Origin of the sequence: Acetivibrio clariflavus DSM 19732, from assembly GCF_000237085.1 — a bacterium.
Classification (GTDB): Bacteria; Bacillota; Clostridia; order Acetivibrionales; family Acetivibrionaceae; genus Acetivibrio; species Acetivibrio clariflavus.
This window is the reverse complement of record NC_016627.1, coordinates 142,660-160,157: the sequence shown is the minus strand read 5'-3', so window position 1 is coordinate 160,157 and position 17,498 is coordinate 142,660. Positions and strand designations below refer to the sequence as shown.

13 protein-coding genes, 1 other RNA gene and 3 pseudogenes are annotated in these 17,498 nt (G+C 34.0%); all 17 read right to left on the bottom strand.

The window, feature by feature from the left end:
* Positions 1–22 precede the first annotated feature (22 nt).
* The 17 genes and pseudogenes from CLOCL_RS00690 to metK all read right to left on the bottom strand — a co-directional run bounded on the left by CLOCL_RS00690 (position 23) and on the right by metK (position 17,439).
* Complete coding sequence (locus tag CLOCL_RS00690) at positions 23–835, bottom strand: DUF4037 domain-containing protein (RefSeq protein ID WP_014253532.1); 813 nt, start codon at positions 833–835, stop codon at positions 23–25.
* A gap of 251 nt (positions 836–1,086) precedes the next feature.
* A pseudogene (locus CLOCL_RS00685) lies at positions 1,087–1,596 on the bottom strand (DNA topology modulation protein).
* A gap of 120 nt (positions 1,597–1,716) precedes the next feature.
* A complete protein-coding gene (locus CLOCL_RS00680) occupies positions 1,717–2,358 on the bottom strand; it encodes a GNAT family N-acetyltransferase (protein WP_014253531.1) in 642 nt (213 codons plus the stop codon).
* 26 nt (positions 2,359–2,384) lie between these two features.
* Positions 2,385–2,552, bottom strand: a pseudogene (locus CLOCL_RS23885) (class I SAM-dependent methyltransferase); the annotation flags it as partial.
* A gap of 6 nt (positions 2,553–2,558) precedes the next feature.
* A complete protein-coding gene (locus tag CLOCL_RS00675) occupies positions 2,559–3,233 on the bottom strand; it encodes a class I SAM-dependent methyltransferase (protein WP_245532825.1) in 675 nt (224 codons plus the stop codon).
* 446 nt (positions 3,234–3,679) lie between these two features.
* Positions 3,680–4,113: pseudogene (locus CLOCL_RS23880) on the bottom strand (VOC family protein).
* A gap of 89 nt (positions 4,114–4,202) precedes the next feature.
* Positions 4,203–4,691 (bottom strand): pyridoxamine 5'-phosphate oxidase family protein, encoded by a 489-nt coding sequence (locus tag CLOCL_RS00665; protein ID WP_014253529.1) that lies wholly within the window; start codon positions 4,689–4,691, stop codon positions 4,203–4,205.
* Positions 4,692–6,002: 1,311 nt separating this feature from the next.
* The gene (recR, locus tag CLOCL_RS00660) at positions 6,003–6,602 is read right to left on the bottom strand and encodes a recombination mediator RecR (protein WP_014253528.1); all 600 of its coding nucleotides are present in this window, start codon (positions 6,600–6,602) and stop codon (positions 6,003–6,005) included.
* Between the two features lie 17 nt (positions 6,603–6,619).
* A complete protein-coding gene (locus CLOCL_RS00655) occupies positions 6,620–6,961 on the bottom strand; it encodes a YbaB/EbfC family nucleoid-associated protein (protein WP_014253527.1) in 342 nt (113 codons plus the stop codon).
* 203 nt (positions 6,962–7,164) lie between these two features.
* The gene (gene dnaX / locus CLOCL_RS00650) at positions 7,165–8,823 is read right to left on the bottom strand and encodes a DNA polymerase III subunit gamma/tau (protein WP_014253526.1); all 1,659 of its coding nucleotides are present in this window, start codon (positions 8,821–8,823) and stop codon (positions 7,165–7,167) included.
* A 395-nt stretch (positions 8,824–9,218) separates the two neighbouring features.
* Positions 9,219–9,482: signal recognition particle sRNA large type (gene ffs, locus CLOCL_RS21385), an RNA gene on the bottom strand.
* Positions 9,483–9,700: 218 nt separating this feature from the next.
* Positions 9,701–9,856 (bottom strand): hypothetical protein, encoded by a 156-nt coding sequence (locus tag CLOCL_RS22345; RefSeq protein WP_169313362.1) that lies wholly within the window; start codon positions 9,854–9,856, stop codon positions 9,701–9,703.
* Positions 9,857–9,955: 99 nt separating this feature from the next.
* A complete protein-coding gene (gene recD2, locus CLOCL_RS00645; RefSeq protein WP_041714799.1) occupies positions 9,956–12,166 on the bottom strand; it encodes an SF1B family DNA helicase RecD2 in 2,211 nt (736 codons plus the stop codon).
* Positions 12,167–12,414: 248 nt separating this feature from the next.
* Complete coding sequence (locus CLOCL_RS00640) at positions 12,415–12,855, bottom strand: hypothetical protein (RefSeq protein WP_014253523.1); 441 nt, start codon at positions 12,853–12,855, stop codon at positions 12,415–12,417.
* Positions 12,856–12,932: 77 nt separating this feature from the next.
* A complete protein-coding gene (locus CLOCL_RS00635; protein ID WP_014253522.1) occupies positions 12,933–13,328 on the bottom strand; it encodes a glycosyltransferase family 2 protein in 396 nt (131 codons plus the stop codon).
* A gap of 110 nt (positions 13,329–13,438) precedes the next feature.
* On the bottom strand, positions 13,439–15,982 hold the full coding sequence (locus CLOCL_RS00630; protein ID WP_014253521.1) for a DUF2339 domain-containing protein: 2,544 nt from the start codon (positions 15,980–15,982) through the stop codon (positions 13,439–13,441).
* 263 nt (positions 15,983–16,245) lie between these two features.
* A complete protein-coding gene (gene metK / locus CLOCL_RS00625) occupies positions 16,246–17,439 on the bottom strand; it encodes a methionine adenosyltransferase (protein ID WP_014253520.1) in 1,194 nt (397 codons plus the stop codon).
* Positions 17,440–17,498 lie beyond the last annotated feature (59 nt).

Here is a 17,498-nt window from a genome sequence, read left to right as displayed (position 1 = left end):
TGAAGATGGCGAATTAATTACACTAAATATTACTCAATTTCTTTAGTTCATTAACCATGTTGCTCCATATTGTAAAAGATTGATTAATTCCTTCTGAAAAACTACCTAACTTAATAACTTCTAATAATTTTTCATTACATCTTTCGGGTTTAATATTGAAGATTTCAATAAAATCAAGTGTTCTTTTTCGGCTTGGAAAATAGGTTCTATTAATAGCAAATAACGCTTGAAGGAAATGGTCAATTGCTATATCCATTGCAAAATGATAAAACAGTACATCTTTTCTGGCTACAGCACGTTGTAAATCTTCGGTATCTTCAAGTTCATCTAAATGATATTGTATAAGTATCTTTCTTAATTTATCTGGGTAATTGGATAATCTTTTTTTTAAGTCATCTAAAAAATTGCTTTTATCGCATAAAACATTGATATTTTTCAACATGGCACATCGCCCTATTGGATAGTAGTAATTATCCAATTTATCTGGATATTCGCCATTGAGTATAGATTCTACATCAGTTAAGGTTTCGTTTACTGTAAAATACATTAACCAAGTTTCAATACCGTTTACAAGCACGAAATCTCCTATTCCCCAATGTCCCCCTTCAAAGATATTTATTTTACTTTCCTGTATCTGGTTACCCAACTGATTTATTATGGCTTGTCTTTTTTCAAGATTAGGTATCATATCGCAATATATAAAAATATCAATATCCCCTTCTCCTGCCCTTGGAAGAGAAGTCTTACTACCACTTATTCCGATTGATTGAACTTCACTCAATTCTGAAATATTACTTATTAATGTATCTATAATTTTCTTTGTATCATAAACCATGATATCGCCCCCTTAAAATACTTATTTTAATTCACCTTATTCTACTATTATGACCTTAGTATAATATAATTTCATTTTCTTTATAGAAATCTGATAAAAGAAAATGCAACATAAGCAGGAGTAGAAGCCTGTTATGTGTAGTATAATTGTGTTCCTATTCTTGTATCAAGAAATATATAATTAGTAAATGGATATTCGATAATAAACATATTGGCAGAATCTCAGCACTTTCTATCCTGTGAAACTTTATTTCATGCTAACTGCTTTAAAAACTGTTTTACTTCTTTAGTATTATGCAGTACAATAACATTTTTATTTGACTTATACGCATTAATTTTATTCAAGATTTCTGGCCGTTTTGAATCAGGATATGTCTAAATCCATTTTAAGAATTTCCAATCAATTTTTTCCGCGCATCCTTTCCCCATATCGGGTCTTACTTTATTAATATTTTGGAGCCATCTTTTTATTATCCTAAATAAGCAAACTACTCTTGGAAAGTCCAAAAAAATGATTGTATCTGCTGCTTGAATGCGGGTTTCCATCGTACAATCGCCATAATTTCCGTCTATAATCCAAGTTTCTTTCTTTGTTAGTTCATCAATGATTGCTTTCCATTCATCTAAAGGCGTCTCAACCCATCCTGGTTTCCAGTGTATTGCGTCAAGATGGAACACTTCAATATTTAATATTTTACCTAACTGTCTGGCAAGAGTTGACTTTCCAGAACCTCCAGAACCAATAATCATAACTCTTCGCATCAAATTTCCCCAACTTTACTTATGTTTTTTCATAATTTACCGAACAAAACCTATTTAACAATACTACTAAATAATTAGGACCTACAATCAATTTTATTACCCTTCAGATAATGCCTTCTGTTAAAACTCATTTATACATGTTGATTTTACTGCTTTAAGAAAATTCTCAGGAGCCTGTGCAAACTGTAACTTTTCAAAATCCTCTTTAAACATGTAAGTCTTTAAAATAGGCAAACATTCTTCCAAATCATTTTGTCTATACCCGATTACTGGGTCTGTTAGTAAAGCAAACCCAAAATCGGAATACAGTTTTATTGCTCGGAAACTGGATGGCTGTGTATGAAGAAAAACAGGATATTCATCCTTTGGAATACTTTTCATAACAACGGAAAGCAGTGCCCTTCCAATGCCCAATCCTTCGTATTCTTTCACAACTTTAAACCAATGTATCGTAGTAATTCTATCGTATGCCTTCCATGCAAAACACGTCCCGATAGGAGTATCATTTTTATCACAAACAAATAAACACTTATTAAAAAACAAATCTTCTTTGCTTGCATAAACATCATTGAAATATTTCGTCATATAGTCGCTATATTGCTCAGCAGTCTTTTCATCATCAAAAGGCATCTTTTTCCATATATCTAATTCATTCCTTCTACAAGTTCTTACATGATATCCATTTGGCAACTCAGCAAGAGCACAGGTATTCAATTTTTTACACATCATAAATAGGTTTTTGTCGGGAATTTCTTTTTTCATGATATAAACTCCTATACCAGTATTTATCACTTATATATGTTCTTCTTCGCTTCTTCTTTGCCGAATACAAGCAGCATCATTGGCCTACGTAGTTCATCTAACATTCCAGGTACTGTATTAAGCATATTCTCTGCAGGCTCTGGTTCAACAACTCCTGTTATTTCAAATCCTTTTTTTATGAGACTATTTAAGTATGCAAGTTACTTTTGCCATACCAATAAATATCTCCAAAAAAGTTTTCTTTGAATTTTTGCTGTCGGTATATGTTTATTTGCTAATGACCTTATTTCATCCATCGTCATATAAGTATCATGTCTACCATGCCTTTCCCAAACTTCTTTTGCATGTTCATCGTCTTTTTTAAGCCTGCCATTTTTTATAAAATTCATTACTATGTTAGGAAAAAAGGCACTGCCCCATATAATATAATCAGTTAATGATTTTGCTTTTACAAGGTCTAATATAATGAGTTTACCGCCTTTTTTAAGTTTATCCTTTGCAAAACTAAGAAGCCACTCATAAGGAAAATGATGTGCTGTGGCTGTTGTTATAATGACATCAAGGCTATTGTTTTCAAATTTCATATCAAGAATGTTTCCGCAAATATACTCTATGTTTTTATTTGCATGTAAAATCTTTGCCCTTTCAATCATCTTATCTGCAAGGTCAACTGCTATTACTCTTTTAGATTTTTGGGACAGCATAAATGAGAGTTCACCTTTACCGCAGCCGATGTCAAGGCAAGTATTAGCATTATCTGGAATAAGTTTCATGAGTTGTTTGAAATAACAGTTATTATGATTCCATTTTGGGTCATCAAGTTCTGATATTTCATTAAAATCATTTTTCACAACATTATAATCTTCCACCTTCATACCCCCATAATAGTTACTGACGCAATATTATGTTCAATTCTTAATAATATAGATTTATATCACCCCAAAGAGCCTGCTGCGGAAGAATAGGTTTTCACACGGTCTTCTAATCCTTGATTGCAATTACTATTATAAATTAAATTTATTAGCACAACTTTTTTATAAATACGAGTTTTTTATCTCTGACATAATTTTTTATTTTATTCCTTATCCCTTTGCCCTTTTTAGAGTAAAACTTAGTCCTAACTATGTTTATAATCTAAATATAGTTTTAGAAGCAGAAGTGCATTGGTTGAAATCAGAATAAACCAGTTATTTTTCCAGATTGTAAAGTAGGTAAGCACCAAAATGCACCATATGACAAGAAAAACAAAAGTTAAATTTCCTCTCTTCAAAACAATCCCCCATTATTAATGATGTATAATATTCTTGTAATGCACTAATTCTTAATTATCCCTTTTTTCCTCCCAAAGCCGAATGCGTTCTTCATAACTCACTTCTTTGTGTATTTGATGCAGCATCCATTGATAGCCGAAAACGTCAACAAATATAGCATTTGATACTCCGTAATCAGGCATTTCAGTCACTGGCTGAACCTCTGTACAACCTGCGCTAATCGCCTTTGAAAATGTTTCTTTAATGTCAGGGACTGATATGTTAAACCAAATTGTATTAGGTTTATCTGGATTTGGTGCTGCTAACCCGAATCTTGGGTTTTCATCCAACATGTGAAAGCGTACTCCATATAGTGTAAAAATGACTTCATTTTCACCTTTAGGAAATCCGATACCTCAACACGTTTGATATCAAATATTTTTTCGTATAATGCCAATGCTTTCAAACTGTCTGTTACAACCATATCAATTTCTACTCCAACCATTATGAACATGCCCTTTATTGATTATATTAATATTCTTTACTTCGCAATTTTTTATTGATGTTCAACATTAAAAGAATAAAGTAAATAGTTTACTTCCTACTATTAATAATTTCTATAGCGGCTTTACCTGTCATATGTTCGATTTTGACTTCAATTAAACATACTCTATCCCATGCTCTTTCGATTTCCTGCTGTCCTTCTTCAATATAGTCAGGCGAATATTTTTCAATTAAACTTTCGAGAGCATAGCGTTTCTCAGAGTCGTCTGTAAGAATCCTTGCTCTGCCAAAGATAGAAACACTTCTAAAATGAGTAGTAAAAGTTTTTTGTATTACTTCGTCTTTTCCTATTACACAAAATGACACCTTATCATTCCTTTTTATACTGTCAATCTTATGCCCTTCTTTTGCGCTATGAATAAATATTTTATCGTCTTTTAAAGCGTAACTTACTGGAACAGTATACGGGTAACCATCGTCGCCAACTACACCTAAAACTCCAGAAGTGCATGACTTTAGAATCTCAATTGTCTTTTCTTTGGATAATAATTGTTTCTTTCTTCTCATTTCCCTGAACATAATCACACATCCTTCTAATTCTTTCGCTATTTTGGTTTTTATCATTTTTGCATTTCTTAGATATTGTAATAAATTTATAATAACTTTGTTATCCGTAATATACTACTTGTTATGACCTTAATATAACATAACTCTATTTTTATTTAAATACAACTTTGCCACTTATGAAAGTACTTTTCTATTTTTTAATTATCGTTCTATCATCTATAGAAATAAAAAAAGATAATACGATATACAACGGGAAGAAAAGTCTATTAGGATTCAAGGTTTAAGACTTATTTATTTAAAGGCAAGTAACATAATTGCATCTCTATTCTTGTATAAAGAAATATATAATTTTAGAAGTTCATTTTCTTTTCTTCTTTGTTAAGAGGCTTTCCTATTTTTAACTATTATGCATTGAATTATCTAACACAACTTTATTATCTATTTGACACGACTTTATTATTTTTAACACAAGTTTTTTATCTCTAACACAACTTTTTTATTTTTCCCCTTATCCCTTAACCCTTTTTAGAATAAAACTTAATCCTAACTATGTATACAAATAAAAAACTCATGTCAAACCCCCATCCTCCTCAAACCCTTGCACCTTCTCGCCTTAACCCTATTTTCCTAATCTCTTCCATATAAAAAAGTCATGTCAAAAATCACCCACTTTCCTTGTTCTTTTCTCCTAATAATTTCCTATTTTTACTCTCATTTTAGATAAAAAAGTCGTGTCATAAATAGGGATAAGTATCAAGAGAAAAGGGAAAAGTTTTAATCAATATCTTTCATCAATACTCTATTCAAATCCAATAAAATCAATACTTTTAACCTTATACCTTACCCCTTAACCCTACTCATCCTAAAACAAAAATCATGGCTCCAATAAGGTTTTCTACCCTATTTTCACCATGATTCTTAACACAACTTTTTTATTTTTAACACGACTTTTTTATTCGTGACACGAGTTTTTTAGAGTTATACAACTTCCTAAAGTCCTTTCATTCCTCAATTTTTAGGGCAAAAAATGAAAATAAAGTGCTTTTAGTATTGAGGGTTAAGGGGGAAGGGTTAAGGAGAGATTTTACCCATTTTTCATTCCATTTTCTTTTCCATTCAATCTTCCAATCCATTGATTTTTCTGGCTTTTAGCCTTATTCCTTGTTCCTTATCCCTTAAAACTAATACATAAAAAAACATGGCCTACAGGGCTTTTCTTCTCCCTAATAAACCATGTTTTCTAATACTACTTTATTTACCCCGTTTCATACATTTGAAAAATGAAAGGAGTTTATTTGATGTAGACAACGTATTACAACTGATTTATATCTCTCTTCTTCCCTCTAAAGCCTTTGCCAACGTAACTTCATCGGCATATTCCAAGTCTCCGCCTACAGGTACACCGTGGGCAATCCTTGTCGTTTTAATTCCCAAAGGTTTTAGCAGCTTCGATATATACATTGCAGTTGCCTCACCCTCAATATTAGGGTTTGTAGCGATAATAACTTCTTTGACATCCTTATTTTGAAGTCTGATTAAAAGTTCCTTAATCCTAATGTCATCCGGACCAATACCTTCCATAGGTGATATTGCCCCATGCAAAACGTGATAAAGCCCTTTATACTCTTTAATTCTTTCCATAGCAGCAACATCCCGGGCATCCTGAACGACACATATTAAAGAATCGTCTCTGTTATTAGAACTACACAGCGAACATACATCACTATCAGTTAAATTGCCGCAAATGCTGCAATACTTTGTTTTTGACTTGGCATCACTAATTGATTTTACAAGTCTTTCAACCTTTTCCACAGGCATATTCAATATATGAAAAGCAAGCCTCTGTGCTGTCTTATGCCCAATTCCGGGAAGTTTCTCCAACTCCTCAATAAGCCTTGCAATAGGTGCTGCATAAACACTCATTATAATCCATCCTTATTTTAGAACAGTCCGGGAATACCACCTAAACCGCCTGTTATCTTGTTCATTTCTGAATTAACCATATCATCAGCTTTTCTCATGGCTTCATTAACTGCTGCCACAATAAGGTCCTGAAGCATCTCAACATCATCGGGATCAACAACTTCCGGTTTGATAATAATTTCCTTCAATTCCTTTCTTCCCGTTATAACAACTGTAACTGCTCCACCACCGGCAGACGCCTCGACAGTCTTGTCTTTCAATTCTTCCTGAAGCCTCTCCATATCTTTCTGCATCTTTTGAGCCTGCTTCACAAGGTTGCTCATATTTGCACCAAAACCTGGAAATCCGCCTTTTGCCATTTATAATCTACCTCCTGTTTAATACTCATTTAGTAAGCTGTTAAGCTATTTACAAATTATATCCACTTATTATTAATTTAAATTAATTGAAACACAATAAATATTATACATTAATACTATGGCTAATTGCCACTCTTTTTTATTATATTGAGTCAGATATTAAATTTGAACCAGTAAAACATTATACCTTTTTCATACAAGCATTACTCGTCCACAATTTCCAAAGGTGCATTAAGTTCTTCTGCAATAGCTTTTGCTTTTTCAACAAATTCATCATATTCCTTGTCTGATGATTCCTCTCTATCAACAATCTCTTCGCTATCAAGGCATTTAATTCTAATTTCTCTTCCCAATCTCTTTGATATATAATTCTCCAGGATTTCTGCATTTTCGCTTTTTGATACATTAATTTTAAAAATGCTTCTACCTTTCGGAAAGACAATTCCTACAATTCTATTGTTTATCTGTATTGCTTTTGTATCTAAAAGATAAGAATATAAAGCCATTTTCCCATCTTGCTTTAAATCGTTCAATACATCATTCCATATATCCATACCTTCCAGATTACCAGCCAGATTTTCAAGATGGGCTTCAACTTCTATATCAGACTTTGTACCATCTGCTGAAGATTCACCCATGTCATCTTCCTTTTTACCGCCGGCATTGCAATCTTTAGATTTCTTAGAATTCACCTCAACTCCGCTTTCAAGCAAGTGGTTGATTTTCTTTTCAAGAAAGTCCAATCTCTCCGTCATTCCGGCATCATTTAAATCAACTTTGGTTTCACACAGTTTTATAAGAGCTACCTCAAGCAAAATCCTTGCATGGTTTGACCATCTCATAGTATTCTCAAGTGCTGACAGCTCTTTAATAATGGAAGTTATCTCCAGATGCGAAAGGCTCTTGCACTGCTCTTTCATCCTTTCTATCATATCTTTTGATGCCTCAACTATTTCCTCGGGATTCTTGCTTGTACTGCAAATCAACAGGTTTCTGTAGTATAATATTAAATCCGATACAAACTGGGTAATGTTTTTCCCATCCATAACCAATACATTTATAAACTGCAATACCCTATCCACTTCTTTTGCATTAATTGCATCAACTACGTCTGCAACAAATGTATTATTAACTATACCTACAATGGACAACACATCTTCATAGGTCAAATGCTTATTCCCAAGGGAAATACACTGATCCAAAATGCTTATAGCGTCTCTTAACGCTCCGTCGGACATTCTGGCTATCAGCCTCAACCCTTCCTCTTCAATGCTCACACCGCTGTTTTCCGCAATATACCTGATTCTTTTTACAATACTCTCAACAGGAATTCTTCTAAAGTCAAATCTCTGGCATCTTGACAATATGGTTGCAGGCAGCTTGTGAGGTTCAGTGGTAGCAAGAATAAATACTACGTGACTTGGAGGTTCTTCCAAAGTTTTCAGAAGAGCATTGAACGCACCGGTAGACAGCATGTGAACCTCGTCTATTATATAGACTTTATATCGGGCTTTCGAAGGTGCGTATACCACTTCATCCCTTATTTCTCTGACATTATCAACACTATTGTTTGAGGCCGCATCTATTTCAATCACATCCAGCAAGCTACCGTTCAGTATACCCTTGCAAATCTCACATTCATTACAGGGATCTCCGTCTGTAGAATTTAAACAGTTAATGGCTCTTGAAAATATTTTAGCCATAGTGGTCTTACCTGTACCCCTTGTACCGCAAAACAAATAGGCATGGGCAATTCTTCCAGCCAAAATACTATTTTTCAGGGTTTTTACAACATGCTCCTGTTCCACAACATCTTCAAAAACCATTGGACGCCATTTCCTGTAAAGAGCCAAATAAGACATCTTTTTCACCCCTACTTCCCGCTTTTGTGGCTAAAAACTTTAAAAATTAGTTTTTAACATTTTATATTTTATAATACAATGAAAACTCTATAAAGTCGATTCTATTTAGACAATTTTATCGTAAAAACTTTGCAGTTGCCATTTCAAAAAATTTGATGTGACAGGCTTGTGACATGAGTGTCGAACAGGTTATTTTTTGAAAGGCTTTACTATTATGCAAAAATCTTAGCATCGAATATTTTAATTAATTTGCTGATGCGTTCAATATAAATTACCTTAACCGCCGATATTATACATAAAATACAAATAAGCTATTTAAATACTTTTAAATAGCTTTATGATTCGACATTCAAATGGCCTTTTATTTATTAATTATTAATTTATAATTTAAATGGTCGTGCACCTGCCTTTGACAAGTTCCTACAAGCGTTACCTATGCAGTTAACTCAAACCAGGCATTTCCGCGGCACATGAAAGTGCCCACTTACCGCTGCTTTCTTCCGAACCTGACGGGGTTCATGGGTTTTCATTGCGCAGGACCCGATTTTCATTGCCACTTACATAGGGCAGACCATACAAAAACATGCCTGAGGCAGGAATTCAACCCTGCTATAGCGGATTGCAGGTACAGGGCACCGCTACCTCCCCATCTAGCACGACCAAAAATTAACTTTTATCAAATTACAATAGGTCAATTTCCTTCGACGCACTTAAATATTATACTCAATAATAATAAATACTGCAAGACATTTTATTATAATACTTTAATGTACATTTAACCAATATGCAATTCATTTCCAAAAAGTTTGGAAGCCATCATTCGTATTTTGCTGCAAAAAGCAATAACTGTTTTCTTTAGAATTTTTTATGATCTATTTTATCCATTTTTTTTAAAATCTTTGTCTTCATAAATAGCGTTGGTTTTCGCAGTATTACTCTCTATAAAATTAGAATAATACTTTATATACTTGTCAAGAGTTTTTCTGTCCTTTTCAGTAAGTTCTGTTATCAATTGTTTTTTTACCTTGTCCAATACATCACATCCATTCATTATTTTCTACTATATCTAACATATGAAATTTGGATTTTTATTATTCAAAAATATATTTCTAAATTTGTCAGTTTTATCGATTTAAATACCAAAACATACTCTAAGTTTTTCTGCCAGGCCGGAATTTCTGTTTGTCTCCCTTTCATTATTTATCATTACATCCAAATAATCTTTATTCCCTACAAGTACTACAAGGTTTTTAGCCCTTGTAACAGCCGTATAAAGCAGATTTCTCGTCATCAGAACCTGAGGCCCCGGAAATATAGGAATTATGACAACCGGAAACTCCGATCCTTGACTTTTGTGAATAGTCATAGCAAAAGCAGGCTCCAGCTCGTCCAGTATACTGAAGTCATATTCCACTACTTTATCATCGTCAAAAAATACAACTATTTTTTGTTCTTCGTCGTCTATTTCTCTGATTATTCCGGTGTCGCCATTAAAAACTCCGGCACCTTCGCTGCCTTTGCCGTCATCTTTCCACCATCTAAGATTATAGTTATTTTTTATCTGCATTACCCTATCGCCTTCTCTGAAAAGGAAATCTCTAAAAACTTTCTCTTTTTTACTTTTGTCCTTAGGATTCAGCAATGCCTGGAGTTCCGTATTAAGATTTCCTACTCCCACAAGTCCTTTTCTTACAGGGGTTAGAACCTGAATTTCTTTCATAGGTTCAAAACCATAGGCACAGGGTATTCTCCTGACACAAAGGTCAACAATGGTCTTTACAATATCTTCCGGCGAATTTCTTGTCACAAAGAAGAAATCCTTCTCCTTATTATTCAATAAAGGCTTCTCTCCATTGTTAATTCTGTGGGCGTTGACAATTATATAGCTTTCTTCAGCCTGTCTGAATATTTCTTTCAATCTGACCGTCTTTATCACATCACTATTTATCAAATCCTGTAAAACCTTTCCCGGTCCCACCGAAGGAAGCTGGTCCACATCTCCTACCAATATCAGTCTTGTCCCAATTTCAATGGCTTTAAGCAAATGGTTCATTAGGAGTATGTCAACCATCGACATCTCGTCAATAATAACAACATCGGCATCTATAGGATTATCTTCGTTTCTTGCAAACACCAATTCGTCATCCTTTGAGGCATAACCCATCTCCAAAAGCCTGTGAATAGTTTTTGCTTCAAACCCCGTGGCTTCTGTCATTCTCTTTGCAGCTCTGCCCGTTGGTGCTGCAAGCAAAACTTCATAGCCTTCATTTATCAAAAAGTTGATTATACTTTTAATAATAGTGGTCTTTCCGGTACCCGGTCCCCCGGTAATAATAAGCACTCCATTTATCAAAGCTTCTCTTATGGCATCTTTTTGATTTTGTGTAAGTATAATTCCCTCTTTTTTTTGAACCTCAGATATTTTCTCATCGAAATCGCTTAAATCTCCTTCAAATCTAACACTGGAAAGTTGGGCAAGTTTTCTGGCAACACCTGCTTCAGCATTGTAAAAAGCACTTAAATATACTCTTGAAGAAGTCTCGTTTCTTTCTATATATATTGATTTGTCCAGTAACAAACTTATTAAAGCGTCATTAATATTATCCAAGTCTACGTCCAGCAGTTTGGATGTATAATCTTTCAGCTTGTCCTCTTCTGCAAAAGTATGCCCGTCCATTGCAATATGAGACAAAACATATTTTATACCGCTGCAAATTCTGAATTTCGATTTTGGATCTATACCGATACTCTTTGCAATTCTGTCGGCAGTTTTAAAATTAATGCCTATTGCTTCATCGGATAGTTTGTATGGATTATTCCGGATTACTTCTATAGTGTCTTTGCCATAAATCTGGTATATCTTTGCACAGTATGTCGGACTGATACCGTATTCCTGAAAGAACATTACTACATTCCTTAGTTCTTTTTGCTCATGATAAGCATGTCCGATTCTCAAAGCTTTTTCGTGGCTTATGCCCTTTATTTCGGATAATCTCTCGGGATGAAACTCAATAATATTTATAGTATCTTCCCCAAATCTTTTAACAATCTTCTTTGCACTCGCCGGACCTACTCCCTTTATAAGCCCTGATGCAAGATATGTCTCTATAGCTTCAACGGTTTTAGGAAGTATTTTTTCATATAGTTCAACTTTAAGCTGCTCTCCATAGTCAGGGTGAGTTATCCAATTCCCTGACACCTTAATCATCTCTCCCACATTGATAAAGGGCATAAATCCAACGGCTGTTATAGTCTCCTTTTCACCTCTAAGCTCGCATACTGTATAACCGTTTATTTCATTTGAAAATATAATTTCTTCAATTATTCCCTCAAAAGTAATCAACATAAACACCTTGTTCTTTGAAAATTAATTTTTCCATCCACAAAAAAAGCATTGATTAATACATAATTCACAGCTTTTATAATTAAGTATATCTCATACTATTAACTTTTAAAAGAACAGGTATCTACTTTTACAAAAGATTTGAATATACGGGTCTTAATCCAAACAATGGGAAAGTAGAAACTACCATCAGTAATAACTTCATAATTGATAGTCTATTTCTCATATGTTTTTATAGGATCATAATTTTATTTTGGTAAAAATTCCAGAATGACCAATACAACTCCTGCAAGAATAGCTCCTATCGTTATTACTTTACCCATAATTTTAGTAATTTTCACAGCCTTTTTAATACCTAATTTCCTATTGGTATCAGGCGTTGCAAAAGGATATTTGTTGATAAGAAAACCTAGTATAACAAGAGGTATAATTGTTAGTACAGCGTTGACATAAATATTTTTTAGAGCAAAGCCAACAGGAACTGCAATTGTTAGAACTAATAAATCAATAAGCATTAAAATAATAAATTTCATCCCATTTTTGTTAACATATTCAGCAAATTTTTCTATTTCCCTCTTGTGCTCCTCATTACAATAATAAAACTGCAGGTTATCTTTACTCACACCACTATAAGTATTCAATACCATTCTTTGCTTTGCTTCATTTCCGTAATACGAACATTTTGGCATACTAACTCCCCCTCTCACTATTAATCAGAAATATATAATCAAACAACAACATTTTCTCTATAATATTATGTATTTTTTCAATTTTTTTCAATACGCTCTACTTCAATATACTGTTCTTCTTTGTCATCAAAAGATTCAAAAACACTTTCCATTTCACATTTTTTCAATACTTCAATATATTCATAATCCTTCTCCAGCTTCTTTAATATATCAACAGTATCGTCGCTCGAACCCATATCCAGTACCGTAAGTCTGCCATCTGGCATAAGTTTCCGGATAAAGTCCCTTTGAAGCGCATTCCTTAGAACTCCTTCAATAACTTCTCCCTGATTTTTAACCATCAGCACTAGTCTTATCATGGAATTTTTATATCGTCTACTGTGTTTAATACTAACCAATAACTCATGCAGAAATACTATAAACCCGTATGTAGCAAACATGTACACTACAATATCAAACATTGTTTTCAGCATGCCAAACACCTCCTGTTTTAATCTATGAAATGTTCAGCAATGCTGTTACTACTATTTTTATAAGAATCAACATAATTTTTGAATTACAACAAAATTAACCAACCGACATTTTATAAATTATCGGTAGAACTTTCACTATAATTCTTTGCATTATCAATGTTTTCGAGCTTCTTTATAAAATACTGATAGACAAAGGATATTGCCACCAGTGATATCCCAAGGGCAAAATAGGCTACGATTTTATACCCCACAGTCAAATAGGACAAATCAATCAAAAACAGCTTTACAACCGACAATATCGCAAGACCCAGACCAAACCTTCGGATTAAAGTATACCTTTTTACAAACCCGAAAACAATCCATAGAAAGGCTGTTACCGCATATATGATGCTAAAAGCCATATTAGAAAACTCTAAGCCCAACTGTACGGTAAGGTTTTGTGTCAGTAAAAGGACAAAGAAAGCAGATATTAACAAAGGATACCATTCTACTTTCATCTTCCCCTCCATGACAAAACCCTTTATTAGATCATTTACCGCAAATACAGCCAACAAGTTGGCAAGTATCAAAATTAATGTACCTATCCCTACCATAATTAAAGGTATATCGCCTTCTCCTGAGTAAGTAAACATATAATCACAGTTAAACGCAAGGGTCATCAAAGCTCCTATAAAATACAGCAAATACGAAATAACTTTTGTCCCCGCATCTGCCAAACGTTTTATCCGCAATATTCCATAAGCAATAAGAAAAGTTTCGGCTATTAAAATAGTAAAACTCAGCGCATCACTTATGCCCGGTGTATATGGCAATATCTTATCCAATAAATCCGATATTTTTCCGCAGGTATATATAGCATAAAACCAAAGATTTACCACAACTGCATACTTGTACGCTTTTTCAAAATTCCCGAAGGGTTCATTTCTATACATATAGGCACCCAGTATTATAAAGCTTCCCAATGTTATTGCAAAATATTTGTATGCAAAGAGATCATCTACCTGTAATAAAAGATCCAGTAAAAGAAATGATGCCAAACATATATAATTTATAACAAACCCGCTTCTTTTAAACCTTTTTTCTCTTTTCAGAATTCCATAGGTTGTTAGTAACACTCCTTCAACAAGCCATCCCAAGCTGACCCACGCTTTACCAAACTGGAAGGGTACAACAAGAACTGCAAAGGTCAATCCGGTAAGGTAAAAAAGTGCTGCCGCGTGCTTTTCTCCATTAAATTTTATTTCAACTATTTTCCACATAAATAAATAGACTACAGCAAACAAAAGGGAAAGAAGACCTGTGAATGTGTCAAGTTCAAAACGGTAAAATGTGGAATACATTATAAGTGAGCTTATAAAAGTATTTATACCCAGCAAAACCACATCGGCTTTTTTAAACCTTTTTGATGTTTTATATGTAGATATAACGGGTATCGCAGTATAATTCAAGAATGCTGAAGCAATATAAGCTATCAATACTATATGATTAATTCCGAAAGGAAGCTTTTCAATCCGATAAATTGTGCTATTTACTATATACAGTGTTCCGAATATGTTCAAAATTAAACCTATGAAAGAAGATATCTGCCATTTCTTCTTAAAAGAAATTCCGAGGGCAAACAGGTTTAGAACCATGAAGTATACCATTGCACCATATATCATTATTAAGTTGCTGCTTATTGAAAATATGGGCAGGTATCCACCTATCAGAGCAAAAGCAGCAATAGTTTGAGAATTGTATCTTAATGAAAGCAGGAAGGAAACCGCAGTAATCAGCAAACATATAACAAGTGCCGGATACATGGGCAATATCTTCAGTCCAAAATAACTTATCGATGTAGCAACATAAAGAATAGCTATACCGCCGGATGTAACACCCAGTGAAAAAACATTGGGCTTTTTCCTGTTAAGAATCTCGCCTATTACAAGCATAATACTGCCTAAAGCAAACATACTAATGCCCTTCAGTATATCGTTAAGTCTTGTATAAGTATATTGGGATGCAGCTATCACGCCTATTACAATAAGAAATATACCGATTTTATTTATGAGATTTTGGCCTATAAAAGCTTCTATATTGTTCTTTTTAGCTATAGCATTTATTTGCTCTTCGCTGATCTGTTCATTTTTCAGAGCCTCAAACTCTTGTTTTGCATTTTTGGACAAAGCTTCGTTATCCTTTGAATATTTCAATTTTATCTGTCGTATTTTTTGATCTAAAGCAACAGATAAGTTATTCAGTTGGTCATATATCTCATCACTTAAGTCAATCTGGTTTTTCTGAAGCTCTCTATTTATTTGATCAATACGTAAACGTATATCTCGCTCAAATTGATTAAGCTTATTAATTCCCTGCTCACGATTTGTCCGGAAATAAATGTCCAATTTCTTGGCCGATAAATTAAGTATTTTCAATTTTTCGCTGTATATTTGCACATAAAGTGCATTCTTAATGCGTGCATTTTCATCTTTAACTGCTATTAACTCAAGTTTAATTTTTTCATTCTCTTCTTTAAGTACAGCATTTTCCTTTTTCAGTAATGCGTTTTCCTTTGTCAAATCATTATTCGCAAGAATTTTGAGTTCCTTCTCCAATTGCAGGACAGTTTCTTTTTGAGTCTCTAAAATATTTTCCAAATTATCTGTTATTGACATGTTTTCCTCCTTATGAAATGAATACACATAATTCTTTGAGAAGAGCAAAAAATTCTTTATAAAATGTCTATTATACAACAATTCTACACTATAATGGCAATCAAATCAATGAAATGCCTATATGCTTTATTGAAAATGTGATAGAATTTGCTTTGCATTACAGTTTGCACTTCATTGGATTTACCCAACAAAAAAGGAAGCAATCTGAATGCTCCCTTTTATTTCTCAAATCAATAATATTTTTTAAATTATTCAATGAAATCTTACAATTCTTTTGCTGCTTTTTTCAAAACTTCTGCCTTATCAGTTCTCTCCCAGGGAAGATCAAGGTCTGTTCTTCCAAAATGGCCATATGCCGCAGTCTGTTTGTATATAGGTCTTCTCAAATTCAAACTTTTTATAATTCCTGCAGGCCTTAAGTCAAAATGCATTTCAATAAGCTTTTCTATCTTCTCATCAGGTATTGTACCGGTTCCAAAAGTATCCACTCTAATTGATACCGGTTTAGCAACACCTATTGCATAAGCCAACTGTACTTCGCATTTACTTGCCAGTCCTGCCGCAACAACATTTTTTGCAGCATATCTGGCCGCATAAGCTGCAGAGCGGTCAACTTTTGTTGGATCTTTTCCTGAAAAGGCACCGCCACCGTGTCTTGCATACCCTCCATAAGTATCAACAATAATTTTTCTTCCTGTAAGTCCTGAATCCCCTTGAGGTCCTCCGACAACAAATCTTCCTGTTGGATTTATAAAGTATTTTGTATTGCTGTCAAGCAAGTGTTCCGGGATAACAGGCTTTATCACATGCTCAATTATATCTTTTTCAATAGTGGCATGGTCGACTTCAGGACCGTGCTGTGTTGATATGACAACTGTATCAACTCTAACAGGCTTGTCCCCGTCATATTCCACAGTAACCTGGGATTTCCCGTCTGGCCTCAAATAGTCTATAATTCCTTTTTTTCTTACGTCAGACAGCCTCTTGGTAAGTTTATGTGCCAGGGAAATAGGCATTGGCATTAATTCTTCAGTTTCATCACATGCAAATCCGAACATCATTCCCTGATCCCCTGCACCGATAGCCTCAATCTCCTCATCAGTCATTTCTCCGTGCTTAGCCTCAAAAGCTTTGTTTACGCCCATCGCAATATCCGGAGATTGTTCATCAATAGAAGTCAATACGGCACAGGTTTCTGCATCGAAACCGTATTTTGCCCTGTCATATCCAATTTCCCGAATAGTATTTCTAACAATTTTGGGTATATCAACATAACAACAAGTAGTAATTTCACCAGTTACCAAAACAAGTCCGGTAGTAACGGAAGTTTCACATGCTACTCTTGCCATGGGATCTTCTGCCAATATTGCATCTAAAACAGCGTCAGATATCTGATCGCATATTTTATCAGGATGCCCCTCAGTAACTGACTCGGAAGTAAACAATTTTCTTGCCATTTATAAGTCCTCCTTAAATAAAATTTAACATATAAAATAAAAAAACCTCTTTCAATAAG